Origin of the sequence: Oryzibacter oryziterrae, assembly GCF_021864535.1 — a bacterium.
Classification (GTDB): domain Bacteria; phylum Pseudomonadota; class Alphaproteobacteria; order Rhizobiales; family Pleomorphomonadaceae; genus Pleomorphomonas; species Pleomorphomonas oryziterrae.
In genome coordinates this window covers 87,499-106,479 of sequence record NZ_JAKJIC010000004.1, presented here as the reverse complement: position 1 = coordinate 106,479, position 18,981 = coordinate 87,499, and the positions used below count along the sequence as shown (strand labels likewise).

14 protein-coding genes, 1 tRNA gene and 1 pseudogene are annotated in these 18,981 nt (G+C 66.4%); 5 read left to right on the top strand and 11 right to left on the bottom strand.

Annotated features, from left to right (window positions below; genetic code table 11):
- The 3 genes from addB (at position 1) to trxA (ending at position 7,035) form a co-directional block, all read left to right on the top strand.
- Complete coding sequence (gene addB / locus L2I41_RS06300; protein WP_237152671.1) at positions 1-3,066, top strand: double-strand break repair protein AddB; 3,066 nt, start codon at positions 1-3, stop codon at positions 3,064-3,066.
- Positions 3,063-6,512: a double-strand break repair helicase AddA gene (gene addA, locus L2I41_RS06295; protein ID WP_237152670.1), complete on the top strand. Its 3,450-nt coding sequence runs from the start codon at positions 3,063-3,065 to the stop codon at positions 6,510-6,512. The genes addB and addA overlap by 4 nt, the downstream gene beginning before the upstream one ends.
- Before the next feature lie 202 nt (positions 6,513-6,714).
- Complete coding sequence (gene trxA / locus L2I41_RS06290; RefSeq protein WP_237152669.1) at positions 6,715-7,035, top strand: thioredoxin; 321 nt, start codon at positions 6,715-6,717, stop codon at positions 7,033-7,035.
- A 101-nt stretch (positions 7,036-7,136) separates the two neighbouring features.
- Here the strand turns inward: trxA and L2I41_RS21695 are convergent, their stop codons facing one another.
- Both L2I41_RS21695 and L2I41_RS06285 read right to left on the bottom strand, forming a co-directional pair.
- Positions 7,137-7,343 (bottom strand): helix-hairpin-helix domain-containing protein, encoded by a 207-nt coding sequence (locus L2I41_RS21695; RefSeq protein ID WP_507161413.1) that lies wholly within the window; start codon positions 7,341-7,343, stop codon positions 7,137-7,139.
- Between the two features lie 39 nt (positions 7,344-7,382).
- Positions 7,383-8,645 (bottom strand): annotated as a pseudogene (locus L2I41_RS06285) (polyhydroxyalkanoate depolymerase); the annotation flags it as partial.
- A 427-nt stretch (positions 8,646-9,072) separates the two neighbouring features.
- Here L2I41_RS06285 and L2I41_RS06280 point away from each other — a divergent pair.
- Both L2I41_RS06280 and L2I41_RS06275 read left to right on the top strand, forming a co-directional pair.
- Positions 9,073-10,389: an ActS/PrrB/RegB family redox-sensitive histidine kinase gene (locus L2I41_RS06280; protein ID WP_237152668.1), complete on the top strand. Its 1,317-nt coding sequence runs from the start codon at positions 9,073-9,075 to the stop codon at positions 10,387-10,389.
- A 359-nt stretch (positions 10,390-10,748) separates the two neighbouring features.
- Positions 10,749-11,300 (top strand): ActR/PrrA/RegA family redox response regulator transcription factor, encoded by a 552-nt coding sequence (locus tag L2I41_RS06275; RefSeq protein ID WP_237152667.1) that lies wholly within the window; start codon positions 10,749-10,751, stop codon positions 11,298-11,300.
- A gap of 141 nt (positions 11,301-11,441) precedes the next feature.
- On the opposite strand, the gene L2I41_RS06270 is transcribed toward L2I41_RS06275, so the two are convergent.
- The 9 genes from L2I41_RS06270 to L2I41_RS06230 form a co-directional block, all read right to left on the bottom strand.
- Entirely contained in the window at positions 11,442-11,942 is a 501-nt protein-coding gene (locus tag L2I41_RS06270) for an MmcB family DNA repair protein (protein WP_255720124.1), read from the bottom strand.
- A gap of 127 nt (positions 11,943-12,069) precedes the next feature.
- The gene (ptsN, locus tag L2I41_RS06265) at positions 12,070-12,534 is read right to left on the bottom strand and encodes a PTS IIA-like nitrogen regulatory protein PtsN (RefSeq protein WP_237152666.1); all 465 of its coding nucleotides are present in this window, start codon (positions 12,532-12,534) and stop codon (positions 12,070-12,072) included.
- Between the two features lie 233 nt (positions 12,535-12,767).
- Complete coding sequence (gene hpf / locus L2I41_RS06260) at positions 12,768-13,349, bottom strand: ribosome hibernation-promoting factor, HPF/YfiA family (RefSeq protein ID WP_237152665.1); 582 nt, start codon at positions 13,347-13,349, stop codon at positions 12,768-12,770.
- A gap of 537 nt (positions 13,350-13,886) precedes the next feature.
- Positions 13,887-15,413: an RNA polymerase factor sigma-54 gene (gene rpoN / locus L2I41_RS06255; protein WP_237152664.1), complete on the bottom strand. Its 1,527-nt coding sequence runs from the start codon at positions 15,411-15,413 to the stop codon at positions 13,887-13,889.
- A 143-nt stretch (positions 15,414-15,556) separates the two neighbouring features.
- Positions 15,557-16,333, bottom strand: a complete 777-nt coding sequence (gene lptB, locus L2I41_RS06250; RefSeq protein ID WP_390633894.1) for an LPS export ABC transporter ATP-binding protein — start codon at positions 16,331-16,333, stop codon at positions 15,557-15,559.
- Between the two features lie 115 nt (positions 16,334-16,448).
- Positions 16,449-17,057 carry an LptA/OstA family protein gene (locus L2I41_RS06245; RefSeq protein ID WP_237152662.1) on the bottom strand — a complete coding sequence of 203 codons (609 nt, stop codon included), beginning with the start codon at positions 17,055-17,057 and terminating at the stop codon, positions 16,449-16,451.
- Positions 17,054-17,770 (bottom strand): LPS export ABC transporter periplasmic protein LptC, encoded by a 717-nt coding sequence (gene lptC, locus L2I41_RS06240; protein ID WP_237152661.1) that lies wholly within the window; start codon positions 17,768-17,770, stop codon positions 17,054-17,056. The genes L2I41_RS06245 and lptC overlap by 4 nt, the downstream gene beginning before the upstream one ends.
- A gap of 127 nt (positions 17,771-17,897) precedes the next feature.
- A complete protein-coding gene (locus L2I41_RS06235) occupies positions 17,898-18,512 on the bottom strand; it encodes a ribonuclease D (RefSeq protein ID WP_237152660.1) in 615 nt (204 codons plus the stop codon).
- 293 nt (positions 18,513-18,805) lie between these two features.
- Positions 18,806-18,890, bottom strand: a tRNA-Leu gene (locus L2I41_RS06230).
- Positions 18,891-18,981: the final 91 nt, after the last annotated feature.

Here is an 18,981-nt window from a genome sequence, read left to right as displayed (position 1 = left end):
ATGGGCCGGGCCGTCAACGTCCTCACCATCCATCCGGCGGCGCCCTTCCTGCCGACGCTGGCCGAGGCTCTGCTGGACGGACGGCTGTTCCCCGGCCGGCGCTATCGCGACGATCCGCTGGCGCTGGCCGACGTGACGATCTTCCTGCCGACGCAGCGGGCCGTGGCCGGGCTCTCGGCGGCGTTGCGCGAGGCCTTCGGCGGCGGCGCGGTGATCCTGCCGCGCCTCAGGGCCATTGCCGACGCGGGCGAAGCGCTGGGCAGCGGCGGCCTTCTCGAACCGCTGGCGCTCGATCTGCCGCCGGTGATGAGCGACGCCGACCGCAAGCTGCTGCTGGTGCAGCTGGTGCGGCGCTGGCGCGAACTGGTGGCCACCGACCGGCATCTGACGCCGTCGGGACAGGCGCTGAAGGTTCCCAACTCCACCGCCGACGCCTTTCGTCTGGCCGACGATCTCCTGGCCCTGATGGATCAGGCGGCGCTGGAGGGCGTGGACTGGGGCCGGCTCGCCACGCTGGTGCCGGACGACTATGCGGCCTGGTGGCAGATGTCGCTGACCTTCCTCGACATTGCCACGCAAACGCTGCCGGCGCTGATGGCCGAGCGCGGACGCATCGGCCAGGGTGATTTCCAGGCGGCAATGATCGATGCGGCCATCGCCGCCATGGCCAAGGGTACGCGCGGGCCGGTGGCCGTGGCCGGCTCCACCGGTTCGGTGGACGCCACTGCGCGCCTGATGGCGGCGGTGCTGAGCCTGCCCGAAGGGGCGGTGGTGCTGCCCGGCCTCGATCTTTCAAGCGATGACGCGCTGTTCGCCCGCTTTTCCATGGACCCGCCGCATTGCCAGCACACCATGAGCCGTCTCCTCGCCCGCCTCGGCGTCGACCGGCGCGAGGTGACGGAACTCACCGCGCCGCCCGACCCCATGGCGCGCCGCATCGACACGCTGTTCAAGGCGCTGGTGCCGGCGGATGCGACGCATCTCTGGCCCGACTATCTTCACGCGCTCGACGCCGACCCCGGCGCCACGGATGCGGCCTTTGCAGGGGTGCGGCTGGCGCTGGCCGCCAATGAAGCGGAAGAGGCGCTGGCGGCGGCGATCGCGCTCAGGGAAACACTGGAACAGCCCGACACGCGGGTGATGCTGGTGACGCCCGACCGCACCACGGCGCGGCGGGTGATCGCCGAACTTGCCCGCTTCGGCATCGAGGCGGCGGATACGGCGGGCATGCCGCTGTCGCAATCGGCCTATGGCGCGCTGGCGCTGTTGATCGCGGAGATCGTCGAGGAGGGCTATCCGCCGGTCAAGCTTGCGAGCCTGCTCGCCCATCCGGAGACGCGCTTCGGCCTGGAGGCCGGCCGGGTGCGGGCCGCCGGGCGGCTGATCGAGTTGCGCCTGTTGCGCGGACCACGCCTCGGGCGTGGCGGCACGGCCTTGCAGGAAGCGGCCGGGCGGCTGGAGGCGGGTGACGGGGTCGAGGATGCGCAGATCCTGATTCGCCGGCTGGTGGAGGCCTTGCAGCCGCTGGAAGCGCTGGTGCAGAGCGGCACGGCGCCGCTGTCGCAGTTTATCGCGGCCGAACGGGCGGCACTGGAGGTGCTGACCGCAGCGCCCCAGGGCGAGGAACGACGGGTGGGCCGCGCCGAGGACGGGTTCAAGCGGCTCTGCGAGCGCTATCTCGCCTCGCCCGACGCCGACTTGCCGCTGCCGGGACGGGACTGGTCGGCGACGCTGAAGGCGATGATCGGCGACGAACTGGTGCGGACGCCGAGCCGGCATTCGCGCGTGACCATCACCGGTCCCCTGGAAGCGCGCCTTCTGCGCGTCGACCGGCTGGTGCTGGCCGGGCTCAACGAGGGCACCTGGCCACAGGCGATCGATACGGGGCCCTGGCTGTCGCGACCGATGCGAACCGGGCTCGGCATGCAGGCGCCGGAAGTGCGCATCGGCCTCAGCGCCCATGATTTCGTCGAAGCGCTCGGCACGCCGGACGTGGTGATCGTGCGCTCGACGCGCAAGGACGGGGCACCGACGGTGCCGAGCCGCTTCCTGCAGCGGCTGATCGGGCTGATCGGCACGGACCGCGCGGACAGGCTCGTCGCCGCCGGGGCTTGCTATGTGGCCTGGGCACGGGCCATCGACGATCGACCACGCGCGGCGCTGGCCGAACGGCCCAATCCGACGCCACCGGTGGCGGCACGGCCACGGCAATTGTCGGTGACCGAGATCGAGACGCTGATCCGCGACCCTTACGCCGTCTATGCCCGGCGCATTCTTCAGCTGAAGCCGCTCGACGATCTCGGCGAGTTGCCCGACTTCGGCACGCGCGGCACGCTGCTGCACGGCATTCTCGCCGAATTCGCGTCCACCTGGAGTGGCGCCCATGACGGGCGGGCCGTGGCGGCGCTGATCGAGATCGGCCGGAGCCATTTTGCCCGCCTGCTCGGCGATTATCCCGAGATGCATGCCCAGTGGTGGCCGCGCTTTGAAGCGATCGCGGACTATTTCGTGACCTGCTTCGAGGCCGTGCGGGCGCCGCTTGCCCGGCATCCGGAGATCAAGGGGCAGCTGACCTTTGCGGCGCCCGCCGGCGAGTTCACCCTGACCGGGCGCGCCGACCGCATCGACGTGGAGACGGACGGGCGGGTCAGCATCATCGACTTCAAGACCGGTGCGGCGCCGACGGCGGCGCAGATCGCCGCCCAACTGACGCCGCAGCTGCCGCTGGAAGCGGTGATTGCCGGCCATGGCGGCTTCGGGATGCTGGGACCGCGCGAGACGGCCGAGTTGATCCACGTGGTGCTGAGCGGCATCGGCGGTCGCGACGAGACGCGGGTCTATACCGGCCACGAGGACAAGAAGGGGACGCGCAGCGCCACCCTGGCCGAGACCATCGCCGAGGCAGAATCGCGCCTGACAAGCCTCATCGCCGCCTATGACGATCCGGCGCGCGGCTACCTCTCACGGGCGCGGCCGTTCAAGCAGGCGGTGTCGGGCGACTATGATCATCTGGCGCGCGTGCAGGAATGGCAGATCGCTGCCGACGAGGGGGATGGCGAGGCATGAAGATCCCCCAGCATACGCGCGAGAACCAGGCGCGCGCCACCGATCCGCGGGCCTCGGCCTTCGTGTCGGCCAATGCCGGCTCGGGCAAGACCTTCGTTCTGACGCGACGGGTGATCCGGCTGCTGCTGGATGGCGCCGATCCAGGCCGCATCCTCTGCCTGACCTTCACCAAGGCGGCGGCGGCGGAGATGGCCAATCGCGTGTTCGAGGAACTCGGTCGCTGGGCGACGCTGGACGACGCGACGCTGGCCAAGGTCGTCACCGACATCGAGGAGGGACGGGCGGACGGCGCGCGCCTCGAACAGGCGCGGCAGCTGTTTGCCCGGGCGCTGGAGACGCCGGGCGGACTCAAGGTGCAGACCATCCACGCCTTCGCCGAGGCGCTGCTGCAACGCTTCGCGTTGGAGGCCAATCTCGACGGCCGCTTCACCGTGCTGGACGATGTGGCCGCCGCAGACCTCTATGCGGAGGCGAAATCCGAGCTGACGGCCACGGTTGCCGCCGATCCCGAGGGGGCGCTGGCGCGGGCGTTCCGCACGATGGTGCGGCTCGTCTCCGACCAGGGGCTGGACGGGGTGCTGAAGGCGATGATCGCCGAACGGGAGGCCTTCGGCGACTGGATCCGCGCCGAGGGCGACCTTGCAACGGCGCTCGCCGCCCTGCCCGCAAGGCTCGGGGCACCGGCGGGCGTCACGTGCTCGGGGGTGTTGGCGAGCTATGCGGCCGCGCCGGGCTTCCCCGGAACAACGCTCAGCCCGCTGATCGACGTGCTCGACCGGGCCTCCAAGACCATGCAGGACATGGCCAACGGCTTCCGGGCGGCCTTGGTGGCACCGAGCGACGCGGCGCGGCGGCTGATCTGGCGCGCGATCTTCCTGACCAAGGACCTGGAACCCAAGAAACGCGCCTTCACCAAGGAGGTGGAGAAGCATCTGCCGGACGCCAACGAGCGCTTTGCCCGCGAGGCCCAGCGGCTTGTGGAACTCGAGCAGCTGTTGACGATTCTCGACACGGTGGAGCGGACGGCGGCGCTGGCGCTGGTGGCAGACCGCATGATCGGCCTCATCCAGGCCAACAAGGCGCGGCGCGGCGCGCTCGACTTCAACGACCTGATCGAACGGGCGGCGGCGCTGCTGTCGCGCTCGGACGCGGCGGCCTGGGTGCAATACAAGCTGGACGAAGGCCTCGACCATGTGCTGGTGGACGAGGCGCAGGACACCAGCCCGCGCCAGTGGCAGATCATCGAGGCGCTGACCGGCGACTTCCACGCCGGCGAGGGCGCCCGGGCAGAGCGCAACCGCACCATCTTTGCGGTGGGCGACGAGAAGCAATCGATCTACTCCTTCCAGGGGGCGGCGCCGCATCTGTTCGGCCACGCACGCCGCACCTTCGGCGACCGGCTGCGCGGCGCCCGCAAGGTGGTGCATGATCTCAGCCTGACCTTGTCCTTCCGCTCGACCGCAGCGGTGGTGGGGGCGGTGGACAAGGTGTTTCAAAGCCCCATGGCGCATGCGGGCCTGTCGACCGAGGCGGGGCCGACGGTGCACGAGACGGTGCGCGCCCGCGAACCGGGGCTGGTGGAACTCTGGCCGGAGATCGAGCGGCAGGAGCAGGCGCGCAGCGACGACTGGCATGCGCCGGTGGATCAGGCCTCGTCCGGCAGCCCGCAGGTGCAGCTTGCCAACCGCATCGCCGGAGAGATCGCCGGCTGGTTCCAGCGTGAGGAGCGGTTGCCGGCCACGGGCGCGCGCATCCGTCCGGGCGACGTGCTGATTCTCGTGCGCAAGCGCGGGCCGTTCGTCGACGCGGTGAACCGGGCGCTGAAGCTGCGCGGTGTGGCGGTGGCTGGCGCAGACCGGCTCGACGTGATCGGCCATATCATCACGCAGGACCTTCTGGCGGCGGCGCGGGTGGCGCTGCTGCCCGATGACGATCTGGCGCTCGCCACCGTTGCCCGCTCGCCCCTGATCGGGCTCGACGACGACGCGTTGCTCGACCTCGCACATGGGCGCAAGGGGCGGCTCTGGACGGCGGTGCGGGCGGCGGCGGACGCCGGCCTTGAGGGCGCAAAAGCGCTGCAGGCGCGCGTGAGCGGCTGGATGCGCCACAGCGATCGCGGCGAGCCCTATGATTTCTTTGCGCGAATCGTCGGACCGGAAGGCGCGCGCGCCACCTATCGCGCCCGCTTCGGCCGCGAGGCGGACGAGGTGATCGACGAGTTCCTGTCGCTGGTGATCACCTATGAGGGCCAGGAGGCGGCCGGTCTGCACGGCTTCATCGATCGCCTGCAGAAGGGCGGGGAGAAGATCAAGCGCGAGCTGGACGCAAGCCGCGACGAAGTCAGAGTGATGACGGTGCACGGGTCCAAGGGCCTGGAGGCGCCGGTGGTGTTTCTGGTCGATCCCGGCGACGCGCCGGCGAGCGGCCACAATCTGCCGACCGTGCTGCGCCTTGAGGGCGAGAGAGCGCCGCTGATCTGGCCTGCCGCCGGCGCCAAGCCCGAACCGGTGGCGGCGGCCGGCGAGCATTTCCTGCGGGCGCAGGAGGAAGAATATCGCCGGCTGCTCTATGTGGGGCTGACGCGCGCCCGTGACCGGTTGATCGTGGCGGGCATCCGCCGCTTCGAGAAAGGGTCGGAGCAGCGCTGGCACGGGCTGGTGAGCGCGGCCCTGAGGGGCGAGGCCGAAGAGGTGATGGCCGCCGACGGCAGCGTTGCGGCCTGGCGCTGGCGGGCGGCACAGGAAGAGCCACCGGCCCCACCGCGCGCGGAGAGCTTGAACGTAAGCCCGCCGGCGGCGCTGCCGGACTGGCTTTTCACCCCGGTGGATGCGACGCTGGAGACGCGCGCCGTGCGTCCGTCCTCGGCCTGGAGCGAGGGGCAGGCGGAGGAGGAGGAGGATCAGCCGAGCGAAGCTTCTGTTCGCGGCACGGCACTGCATCGCCTGCTCGAGCTCTTGCCGGAGGTGGCGCCGACGGAGCGGCGCGCGCAGGCGCTTGCCTTTGTGGAGCGGCAATTGCCGGACCTAGCCGCAGAGGAGCGCGAAAGCCTCGTGGCCCAGGTCATCGCCATTCTCGACGCGCCGGAACTGACCGCGCTGTTCTCGGCCGGCAGCCGGGCGGAAGCCGCCGTATCCGGCACGATCCGTGCGGGCGGGCGCCGGATCAGTGTCTCAGGCCAGATCGACCGCATGGCGGTGACGCCGGACGAAGTCCTGATCGTCGACTACAAGACCAGCCGCATGCCGCCGAGGCGCATTCCGGACGCCTATCTGCTGCAGCTGGCGCTCTATCGGGCCGTGCTCGCCGATCTGTGGCCCGGGCGACGGATCACAGCCGGCATTCTCTGGACGGAGGTGGCTCGGTTCGATCCGGCCGCGGCCGACGATCTGGACCGGAGTCTTGCCGCCTATCTTGCGTCGGAAGCGGAAAAGCCGGTGGACAAATGAGACGGCGCGAGAAGCGCACCCGAGCGGGAATAGGCGCGACCCTCTGCATATAGCGTTTACTTCACTTTGATATCACGAAATGTAGATCGGTTCCCGCTTGCGCCGGCCTTGACGGACGCCCCGTGCCCACCTACTTTCACGGTCAATCGTAAGCCCGACGTCCTTGCGCGACCCGGGTCTTGTTGAGCGTGAGGATAAAGACATGGCGACCAAGAAAGTAACCGATCAGTCGTTTGGCCCGGACGTGCTGGAATCGTCGACGCCCGTCGTCGTCGACTTCTGGGCCGAGTGGTGCGGTCCGTGCCGCATGATCGCCCCGGCGCTGGAAGAGATCGCCGGCGAGCTGGACGGCAAGGTGAGCATCGCCAAGCTGAACATCGACGAGAACAACAACACCGCCATCAAGTATGGCGTGCGCTCGATCCCGACGCTGATCATCTTCAAGGGCGGCCAGCCGGTTGCCATGAAGGTGGGCGCGGCCCCCAAGAGCGACCTGAACAACTGGATCAAGGCCGCGCTGTAAGCGCGATCGAGCCTGGTTTTTGCGTCAATTGAAATCCGCCTGCGGCAGCCGTCGCAGGCGGATTTGTTTTGGCGGACGTCCTGGCCTTGCCCGCAAGGGCATCAGGCCTGAAGTTCGGCGGCCAAACGGCGGGCCTCTGCGACCCAGGAGGCCGAGGTCACCCTGGCCTTGAGACCCAGGCGGCGGTCGAGGTCGGCGACCTGTTCGGGCGAGAGTTCCGCCAGCTGCTGGAACAGGAAGATGCCCTCGCGGTTCAGCTGGGCTTCAAGGCGCGGCGTGACGCCGGTGAGGCGCTTGAGATCATGCACCACGGCCTGGGAGGGCAGCGGCGCCTTCTTCCGGACCACCGGCTTGACGCGGCCCTTGGCGGTGCGGGTGCGCGCGTTGTGGGTGAGGATGAAGTCGCTGAGGCGCGGGCAGATCTCGGCGCGCCAGCGCGAGCCGTTGAAGACGCCGTAATGGCCGACGTCGGGCTGGGTATAGTGCACCTTCATCTCGGCCGGCAGCCCGGTGCAGAGTGCGTGAGCGGCCTCGGTCTGGCCACCGCCGGTGATGTCGTCCTTCTCGCCCTCGACCGTGAACAGGGCGCAGGTGCGGATGGCGCCGGGGTCGACCCGTTCGCCGCGATGGGTCATCTGGCCGCGCGGCAGGCAATGGCTGATGAACACGGTTTCGACGGTCTGCAGGTAGAACTCGGCGGTCAGATCCATGACGGCGAGATATTCGTCGTAGAACTCCCGGTGCTTTTCGGCCGAATCGCCGTCGCCCTTCACCAGTTGCACAAAGAAATCCTTGTGGGCGCCGAGGTGGCGATCAAGGTTCATGCTCATGAAGCCGGTCAGCTGCAGGAAGCCCGGGTAGACGTCGCGATAGACGCCGGGATGGGGGAACGGCACCTTCATGATGACGTTGCGGCGGAACCAGTCGGTGCCCTTTTCCTCGGCGAGGCGGTTGACGGCGGTGGGACTGCAGCGGGTGTCGATCGGTCCGCCCATCAGGGTCATGCTGAGCGGCGACAGCGGGTCCTGCCGCGCCTCCATCAGCGACACGGCGGCGAGCACCGGCACCGAAGGCTGGCAGACGGCAACCACATGCACGTCCGGCCCCATGTGGTGGATCATCTCGATGATGTAATCGATATAGTCGTCGAGGTCGAAGGCGCCTTCGGCGACGGGCACCAGACGGGCGTCGATCCAGTCGGTGATGAAGACGTCGTGGCGGGGCAGCAGCGCCTCGACCGTGCCGCGCAGCAGCGTGGCATAGTGGCCCGACATGGGCGAGACCACGAGCACCTTGGGATCGACGCGATCGGGATTGGGAACCGCACGCTCGAAATGCAGGAGATTGCAGAAGGGCTTTGACCAGACCACGCTCTCGGTCACCGGGACACGGACGCCCGAGACGGTGGTGGTGGGAAGGCCGAACTCCGGCTTGGCATAGCGGCGCGTGGTGCGTTCGAATACCTCGCAGGCGGCCGCAATGGACCTGCCGACCTGCGTCTGTGACCAGGGATTGAGCGGGTTCTGATAGATGAGCCGCGTCATGTCCGCAGCCGCCCTGACCGGCCCCATGGCTGCGTGATTGAATTCGTAGAGATGGTAGAACGGCACGGTTCTTCCTTTCGCCGGTCACATGCACACGCATTCGGCGGCCAGGCCTGCTTCGGCAAAGGCCGGATCAGGCAAAGCTGATCTGCAAGAATAGGCGGCCATCAGACCAGCCACAAGACCGGCGGGCCTAAGACAATGGTCGATTTCAGAGGATTTCGTCAAAGGTTATCGATCACAATGATGAAATTCCTTCATCCACACGTTGCGGGGGCTGCGACGCTTGCAGCTGTCGACCGATGCGGCGGGACGCGCTAGTCTTGAAGGGCAAGGCATGCACGGCGCGGTTCGCGGGTGGGGAACCATCGCCTCAGGGGGACACGGATCCACGTCAGGACCTTGGCTGGAAACGTTTTTTTGGTGGAACGACGGCTTGCCGATGACGACCGCTGCGGGGCGGACCTCACGGAGCCGGCCGCGCGGAGGATCAATGCATCAAGACGTCGCCTTTCCCCACGCGGCAACGGAGCAGCGGTTGCGGCTGGATACGCTGGTGCGTCTGCGCTGGCTGCTTGTCCTCGGACAATTCGTCGCAGTCCTGATTGGATGGAAGGGACTCGACCTCACGCTGCCCCTGCCCGTCTGTTTCGGCCTGACCGGCGTCTCGGCGGCGCTCAATGTGGGGCTGAGACTGCGCTTTCCCGCGACGCAGCGGCTGACGGAGGAGCAGGCCTTGCCGCTCCTCGGCTTCGACGGGCTGCAGCTAGCGGCGCTGCTGCATTTCACCGGCGGCCTGTCCAACCCCTTCGCCCTGCTGCTGATCGCGCCCGTGGTGGTGGCGGCGACAGTCTTGTCGGCAGCGGCGACGCTGGGGCTCGGCGTGCTGGTGGCCCTGCTGGGGCTCATCCTGGCGGTCACCTTCGAGCCACTGGTCTGGGCGTCGGGGCAGACGTTGACGCTGCCCCCCAACTACATTCTGGGCATGTGGGTGGCGCTGGTGCTGGCCGGCGGGTTCGTAGCTGCCTACAGCTTCCGCGTGGCCGAGGAGGCCCGGCGGCTGCAGGCGGCGCTGGCGGCGACGGAAATGGTGCTGATGCGCGAGCAGCATCTCAACCAGCTGGACGGTCTCGCGGCGGCCGCGGCGCATGAACTGGGCACGCCGCTTGGCACCATCACGCTGGTGACCAAGGAGATGCTGCGCGAGGTGGGACCGGACTCGCGCCTGTCGGAAGACCTCGAGCTGCTGCGCTCGCAGGCCGAGCGCTGCCGGGAGATCCTGCGCAAGCTGACCTCGCTCAACACCGACATGGCCGCCCATTTCGACCGGCTGCCGCTCAGCCATCTGATCGAGGACATGACGGCGCCGCATCGCGACTTCGGTGTGGACGTGGTGATCCAGCTCGACGGCGACCGGGCGCGCGAGCCGCAGGGCGGGCGCAATCCGGCCATACTCTATGGCCTTGGCAACATTCTGGAAAACGCCATGGACTTCGCCAATGCGCGGGTGGACGTGGCGGCGACCTGGACGGAGGAACGCGTGGCCATCGTGATCCGCGACGACGGCCCGGGCTTTGCGCCGGAGATCCTGGCGCGGATCGGCGACCCCTATGTGACGACGCGCCAGAAGACGGCGGCGGCCTCGACCAGCACCGGCGGCGGGCTCGGGCTGGGCTTCTTCATCGCCAAGACCCTGCTGGAGCGAACCGGCGCGCGGCTCACCATCACCAACCGCGCCGCACCGGAGCATGGGGCCGTCGTTCGCGTCGAATGGCCGCGCTCGGCGATGGAGGTCATGCCGCAGGAGTGATTGCCGCATGGTGAAATGACCTGTCAGAAGCAGCGAGAGCTTTCACATTCACCATATTTCGAGAATGCGTGCCGGGAGTTTACGTAAGAAATTATCCGTAAGACGGATTGCCGCATGCCAAGTTTGGTATATAGTTGGCGCTGTTACACACACGCTCGACGTGGAAACAACGAAGGTTTCCGTGATCTGGCTGTGCCCGGGTGGGGCCGCGGTTCTGGGAGGGGCCAAGGCCACAGCAGCAATGACGATGTCGGCCTTCGGCGTGTTTATCACGCCCCGGTCGTTTCAAGAGAGCTCCCGGACAGGTCAAACGGCAACCGGATACACCGCGTGGAAGCATCACAACAAGGTGCACCACAATGGAAACGCTTCTTGCTTTGCCGGAAGGCCACAAGTCCCTGCTCATCGTCGATGACGACAAGCCGTTCCTCCAGCGCATGGCCAGGGCCATGGAGGCACGCGGTTTCTCGGTCGATACCGCCGACACGGTGGCCGACGGTCTGGACAAGGTGGACAGCCACAATCCCGATTATGCCGTGGTGGACATGCGCCTCGGTGACGGCAACGGTCTCGACGTGATCGAGAAGCTCCGCCGCCAGCGGCCGGACGCCCGCGCCATCGTGCTGACGGGCTATGGCAACATCGCCACCGCCGTGACGGCCGTGAAGATGGGCGCCATCGACTATCTGGCCAAGCCGGCGGACGCCGACGAAGTGGCCGCGGCGCTGACGCGCGGGCCGGAAACGCGGGCCGAGCCGCCCGAGAACCCGATGTCGGCCGATCGCGTGCGCTGGGAGCATATCCAGCGGGTGTTCGAACTGTGCGAGCGCAATGTGTCGGAGACGGCCCGCCGCCTCAACATGCATCGCCGCACGCTGCAGCGGATCCTCGCCAAGCGCGCCCCGCGCTGAAGGGCTGCCACAGACCTCGCCTGGCGTGGGCGCCCCCGCGCACGCCAGGGAGTTTCAAGCCGGTCTCGGCCGATCGAGCTTCAGCCATGCCGGGCCGGCCTGGACCGCCCCCCAACGCGTTGGGGTCGCTTCCTCCTGAAATCAGAAGGCGCCAGCGTCGGGCAGGCCCGGATCCATCAGTTGCTGGAGACGGCGCGCCGCCGACTGGGCGAAACGCAAGGTGATGGCCTTACGGGTGGCCGGCGCCAGACGGTGATCGGGCGCCTCGCGCAGCACGGCGGCGCCATAGCCATCGGCGACGATCAGGCCGGCATCTTCCGGGAAGATATCCAGCGCGACGCCGGGGTGGGTGGCAAAATAGAGCCGGTCGCAGTGCTGGCGGTAGTCGGGCCATTTGCGATCGGCGCGGAAGTCTTCGAGCGAGGACTTGATCTCGACAATCCAGACATCGCCGCCCGTACCGAGGCCGATCACATCGGCCCGCCGTCCGGAGGCGAGCGGCAGCTCATAGAGCGGTGTCATGCCGAAGCCCACCAGCATGCGCCCGACCCCGCGCTGGATCATGCGGGCATTTTCCGACTGACGACCGTCGTTGAGGAAGCTGTCGATGGGGGACGCGAAGGCTACGGGCGGCGTGGGCATCGGCTGAAATCCGGCAATCATGGGCGATCGCGGGCAAGGCGCGACCCTCAAGCCTCGCATTTGTTCATGATTTGTTTGCAAAATCAAGACTGGCCAGGTCGCCGCCGCCGGAAGGACGGCAGCGGACTCAGGCAGCGTTGGAAGCGGTCTGTTCGGTGAGCAGCGCGTAGATGGCCGAGGCATCGTCGGCGGCGCGCAGCTTGGAGGCGGTGTGACCGTCGCGCAGCACCCGGGCGATGCGGGCGAGCGCCTTCAGATGATCGGCACCGGCGTGTTCCGGAGCGAGCAGCAGGAAGACGAGGTCGACCGGCTCGCCGTCGATGGAATCATAATCGATCGGGCGGTCGAGGCGCGCGAAGAGGCCGGTGAGCGACTTAAGCCCCGGCAGCTTGCCATGCGGAATGGCGACGCCATGGCCGACGCCGGTCGAGCCCAGCTTCTCGCGCTGGAGCAGCGTTTCCAGAATTTCCTTCTCGCCGTGACCGGTGAGAACGGCAGCCTTGGCCGCCAGGTCCTGGAAGGTCTGCTTCTTCGAAACCGCCTTGAGGCGAGAACTGACGGCTTCGACAGCCAGGAGATCGCTCAAATCCATATCCAAATCCTGCAGCGCCAAAGCAGCGGTGTATCGCGCTTGTGGCGGCCTCTCTGCCCTTGCAAACGAAAGGCCGGTTGCCCGGCCTTCCGCCATTTGGGGCTTTCGTTCTGGAGCATCCGCCAATCAGGTTGCAGCAACCCGATGGGAAGGCGGCGGCTCAGGGAGCCTGTACCAGAGCCTGCGCATATCGACCAAATCATGCAATTCGGTCAGCGAAGGCTCTCGTGCCGTCAGCCCGCGATCTCCGTCAAGGCCGGATCGATCCAGCCGATATTGCCGTCGGTGCGGCGATAGACGACGTTGATGGCGCCGGAGCTGGCGTTGCGGAAGACGACGACCGGCGTACCGGTGAGGTCGAGTTCCATCACAGCCTGACCGACGGTGGACGTGCCGATCTTCTGCTTGGTCTCGGCCACCACGGTGGGCGCGAAATCGTCGGGCACTTCCTCATCCTCGACGGCCGCCAGCACGTAAGACTGGGCATCAAGGCCGTTCTGCGCGGATTCGGCAGACGTGGGATGATAGTTCTTCAGCTTGCGCTTGTAGCGGCGCAGGCGCTTGCCGATGCGCTCGATCGCCTGATCCGCAGCCGGATAGACTTCGTGGGCGAAGCCGCTCGACTGGAGCACGGAGCCCGAGGACAGGTGAAGCGAGCAATCGACCACATAGCCGGCTCCTTCCCGCTGCACCACGACGTGGCCCGTGTAGGTCCCGTCGAAATACTTGCCGAGCTCCTCTGAAGTGCGGGCCGTGATGTGCTCGCGAAGGGCCTGACCGATGTCGACGTTCTTTCCGGAAATGCGAAGCGGCATCAGAATTCCTCGTTTCTTGCGCCTGTGTTCTTCTACTTTCCAGCCACCCCAGATCCTGGGGCGCGGCATTGAGGCAGCTCAACTTGGACGAAGGTTCGTGTCCCTCAATCTGGAGCCCTCGCTTGTCGACCCGATCTTGCGACAGGATCGGCGAAAGGCTCTAGGCCAATTCAAGTCCCCCAACTGGCCGGACCGTACGCGGGCGGTGGCGCTTTCTCCCGCCTCGACGACGGTTCTTCCCTGCCCCGCACCACCCTGCCAATCTTCATATTTGAAGATTGGCCACTCAGACGGCGCGCCTCTTTACGAGGGCGGACAGGGGAAGTCAACAAGCTCCCAACTCTGCCTTGGAGCACCCGCCGATCCTGTTGAAACAACATGATCGAAAAGCGGCTGCTCAAGATGTCAACCTGGAGCGATTTCTTGTCGATCAGGTGATTCCACCTGATCGGAAAGCGCTCTCGGGGACGCAGGATGCCTCCCCTGTTCATGATGTGGATAGGCGGTAGCTCGAGATCAACCCCCTCCCGAGTGTGTTCAAGCACCACCCATCAGTTTCAGGCGCCGACGCTGGACCGAAGAGGGAATGCGCATGGCCTCCCTGTATTTGGCCACGGTTCGGCGCGCGATGTCGACACCATCATCGCGCAAAAGCTTTACGATTGTATCATCCGAAAGCACGTCATCCACGCTTTCGGCGTCGATCATCTGCTTGATGCGATGGCGCACCGATTCAGCGGAATGGGCGTCTCCGCCTTCGGCAGAGGCGATCGAGGACGTGAAGAAATACTTGAGTTCGAAAATGCCGCGGGGCGTCGCCATGTATTTGTTGGAGGTGACGCGGGAAACGGTGGATTCGTGCATGCCGATGGCGTCGGCGATCATGCGCAGGTTCAAGGGCCGCAGATGGGCGACGCCCTTGGCAAGGAAACCGTCTTGCTGGCGAACGATCTCGGTGGACACCTTCAGAATCGTCTTGGCGCGCTGGTCGAGGCTCTTGGTGAGCCAGTTGGCCGACTGGAAGCATTCGCCGAGATAGGCCTTCTCCTCGTCCCGGGCGCCCTTGGAGACTTCCTGGTAATAGGACTGGTTGACCAGCACGCGCGGCAGCGTGTCGGTGTTGAGCTCGACCAGCCAGCCGCCATCGGACGCCGGCACGACCATGACGTCGGGCACCACGGTCTGCACCTGGGTCGAGCCGAAGGCATGGCCCGGCTTGGGATCAAGGCAGAGGATCTCCTTGATCATGTCGCCAAGGTCTTCGTCATCGACGCCACAGAGACGGCGCAGCTGCGACATGTCCCGGCGGGCGAGCAGGTCCAGATGGTCAAGCAGGGCCTGCATGGCCGGATCGAGGCGATTCTTTTCTGCGAGCTGCAGCGCCAGGCATTCGGCAAGATTGCGGGCGCAGACGCCGGTCGGCTCGAAGCTCTGCAGCGTGGTGAGCACGCCCTCGACGGTCTGCAGGTCGGTGCCGAGCCGTTCGGCCACCGCCGGCAGGTCGGCCCGCAGGTAGCCGGCTTCGTCGACCTGATCGATGAGGTCGTGGCCGATCAGGCGCAAGACCGGATCGACGATGGCAACGGCAAGCTGTTCGGCCAGATGATCGGAAAGGCTGATCTCGCCGGCGACGAAGGCTTCGAGGTTATAGTCCTCATGCTCGCCGCCACGGCCGACCGACGACCAGTCGTTGACCCCGGGGGGGGCGGCCTCGGTGGCACCGCGATCGGACGAGGCGTTGTCGTCGGGGAAGACGTTGCCGAGATCGGTGTCGAGCACATTCTCGACCCGCTCGGAGCTGGGCGCCCCGTCATTTTCGAACCATTCGGAGGTCTCGGGACCGTCGCCGCGGCCGTCGCGCTCCTCGGCCTCGGCGGGGGCCGGCGCTTCCGGATCGGGCGCGTCATCGACCCGCTCCAGCAGCGGATTGCGCTCGAGTTCCTGCTCGATATAGGTGACGAGGTCCATGTTGGAGAGCTGAAGCAGCTTGATGGCCTGCATCAGCTGCGGCGTCATAACCAGGGACTGGCTTTGCCTCAGTTCCAGTCTGGTCGATAGCGCCATTGATCTACCCTACCCCGTCAGACAGATATTCAGCCGGCACGAGCGCCTCAAGCCGTCGCTGTTCAAGCGGATTTTACAATCCGCGCACGACGACCACAGCGGACTGGTCCGCTTCTTGCTTCATAACCCAGGCGGGGCGATGATCAAAGGCTAAATTGTTCGCCGAGGTAAACGCGACGTGCTTCGGGGTCGGAGATGATGTCGTCGGGCGTGCCCTCGATCAGCAGCGTGCCCGAATGCAGGATATAAGCGCGGTCGATCAGGCCGAGGGTTTCGCGCACGTTGTGATCGGTGATCAGCACGCCGATGCCACGGGCGGTCAGATGGCGCACGAGGGCCTGGATGTCGCCGACGGCGATCGGATCGACGCCGGCAAAGGGTTCGTCCAGCAGCATGAAGGCCGGGCGGGTGGCAAGCGCCCGGGCAATTTCGGCACGGCGCCGTTCACCGCCCGAGAGCGCGAGAGCCGGTTGGCTGCGCAGATGGGTCAGGTGAAACTCGGCCAGCAAGGCATCCAGCTCGGCTTCGCGCTTGTCGCGGTTCTTCTCCACCAGTTCCAGCACGGCGCGGATATTGTCCTCGACGCTCAGGCCGCGAAAGATGGAGGCTTCCTGCGGCAGATAGCCGATGCCGAGACGGGCGCGGCGGAACATGGGATAGCCGGTGATGTCGTGGCCATCCATGAAGATGCGGCCGCTGTCGGCGGGGATCAGGCCGGTGATCATGTAGAAAAGCGTGGTCTTGCCGGCCCCATTGGGGCCGAGCAGGCCGACGGCCTCACCGCGGCGGACGGACATGCTCACATCCCGCACCACAGGGCGCTTGGCATAGGCCTTGGCCAGATTGAACACGGCGAGATCGCCCGTTTCCTCGGGGATCGCCATGTCCTGGTGTTCGGTTCGGGAAAATTGCTTCAGCACGTTCGTCAGCTTACCCTTCGTGACATTGGCCCTCAGCCGGCAGGGTGGCCACAGCGCGCCTCACCCCTCTGTCAGGGGGGAGCGCCGCTCCAGCAAACACAGGGCTGGAGCAGCGTCAACCGCCGTTGTTGTTCAGCGACTTGGGCGTGATCAGCATCTGCACGCGGCCGCCTTCCATCTTGGCCTGGCTGGTCTCGACGTTGATGACCAGACGGGCGCCGCGGATCACGTTGTCGCCCTGGGTCAGGACCACATTGCCGGTGAGAACGATAGTATTGAGCGTGGTGTCGAAGACGGCGGCATTGCCGCTGGCGGTCTGCTGCCCTGAGGTGACGAGCACGTTGCCGTTGGCCTCGAGCCGCTTGACCTGCTGGTTGCCCTGGCCGGGAGTGGCCGGAGCGTCGGAAGGCTGCCCCCCGGTCGCCTGGGCGGCGGCCGAGCCCTGGTAATAGACGTTGAGCGTATCAGCCTTCAGCACGGTCTGTTCCTGGCGGACGATCACGTGGCCGCTGAACACGGCCATGTGCTCCTGATCGCGCACTTCGAGGGACTCGGCCTCGAACTGGATCGGCTGGTTCGAGGACATGCCCAAGCCCTGATAGGACTTCGGCAGCTTGGCGGTCTGCTTTTCTTCGGCAAGACCGGGTGCTGCCATGCTGCCCAACAACAGACCGGCCGCCAGAATAAGCGATATCTGCCTGGAAATGGTCCCGAGCTTCATCATTTGGTGTTGCTTTCAGTTTTTTGCGAATTGTCTTGTTGCGGCGCCGCGCCCTGCACGGCGGCCGGATTGACGGTCATGCGGACACCGCCACCGAATTTCACCGAGCCCGCCTTCTTGGTCACGTCCATGCCCTGCGCTTCGATCTCGCCGAGATTGGAGGAGAAGGCCACCGGTTCGTCGGAGGTTACGGTTCCCTTCTGCAGATCGATGGCCGCCTTGTGCAGGCTGGCCGCAGAGCCGTCGGAGCCGTGGATGACGATGTTCTGGTCGAGGGTGAGCATCTGCGAGCCGGCGTCATAGACACCGGAATCGGCGGAGAAATCGGCCGAACTGCCATCGGGCCGCGTCACATGCGCGGCGATGCCCGAGAGGCGGATGATGCGCGTGTCGGTGAGGCTCTGAACCGCGCTCCTGGCGGACACCGTATAGGTGCGGCCCTTGCCGTCGCTGCCCGACAGATGCGGCGCGTCCATGGCGAGGCCGTCCGAGGTGATCTTGAGATCGCCGATGGCGAGGCTGATGCCGATGCGCGAGACCACGGACAGGCCGATCACGCCGAGCGCCAGGCAGACGCCGAGGATCGGCAGCGCCCAGCGCAGGCGACGGACCCGGCGGCTTTGCCGTTCAGCCTGTTCGAAGAGCGCACGCCGCAGGACCGGCGCCTCGCGGGCGCCAGCCTCTGACCAGGAGACCATCGTGGTCGGTGCAGGCATGCTCGACATAATCCAGGTGACGGCGCGCGGCCGCAGGACCGGCCCCGCTGTGAAGCTACAAATCCAGGCCACATTAGGACGAAATCATAAACTATGGGTATCGCAACCGATACCCGAGACATCACATTCACGTATGGGCGAAAATATCTTCTTCAGCCCAGCCGCTGAGGTCGAGTTCGGCCCGCGTGGGCAGGAACTGGAAGCAGGCTTCGGCCATGGCGGTGCGGCCCTCGCGCGCCAGCATGTCGCTCAACCGCTGACGCAGGGCGTGCAGGTTGAGGACGTCGGAGGCGGCATATTCGAGCTGGGCCTGGGTGAGACGATCGGCACCCCAGTCGGAGGACTGCTGGACCTTGGAGATCTCGATGCCGAGCAGCTCGCGCGTGACGTCCTTGAGGCCGTGACGATCGGTGTAGGTGCGCGTCAGCTTGGAGGCGATCTTGGTGCAGAATAGCGGGTTGACGGTGAAACCGAAGGTCTTGCGGAGCACGGCAACGTCGAAGCGGGCGAAATGGAAGATCTTCACGCGCGCCGGATCGGTCAGCAGCTTCTGAAGATTGGGGGCCGAGGTCTGGCCCTTGCGGATCTGGACCACATCGGCGGTGCCGTCGCCGGGCGAGAGCTGGACGACGCAAAGACGATCGCGGTGCGGATTGAGGCCGAGGGTCTCGGTGTCGACGGCGACCACGTCGCCATAGGCATCGAGGTTGGACAGGTCACCGTCGTGAAGTCGAATAGTCATAAGGCTCTCGCTTTGCTGGGCGGTCGCGCGGTTCGAATCACGTGCGGCCGCAAGTCTGTCCGATTTGGGGCCTTGCCCCGCCCGACCAGTGCGAATCATTTCACACTGCGTTGCCTGAGGAAAAGCAGAAAGGTCTGATGTCCAGGTTACCAGCGAAGGGGCACACGCCAAAAAAGGCTCGGAAAACCACGGAAAGCGGATCGCCGCGCCCCTTGGGGCCATCGCTGCCGTCCGGGCAAGAAAAAACCGGCTCCAACCGTTTGGTTGGAAGCCGGCTTGTTTCCAAGAAGACTTGGTGCCCAGGAAAGGACTCGAACCTTCACGCCTCGCGGCACAGGTACCTGAAACCTGCGCGTCTACCAATTCCGCCACCTGGGCAGGTGTGCTTTCTGGTGGGCGGTTGATTACGGGCTCGGCACTGCCTTGTCAACCGGCTTTTCATTCGGCCTGTGAATTTTCTGTCGAGCAA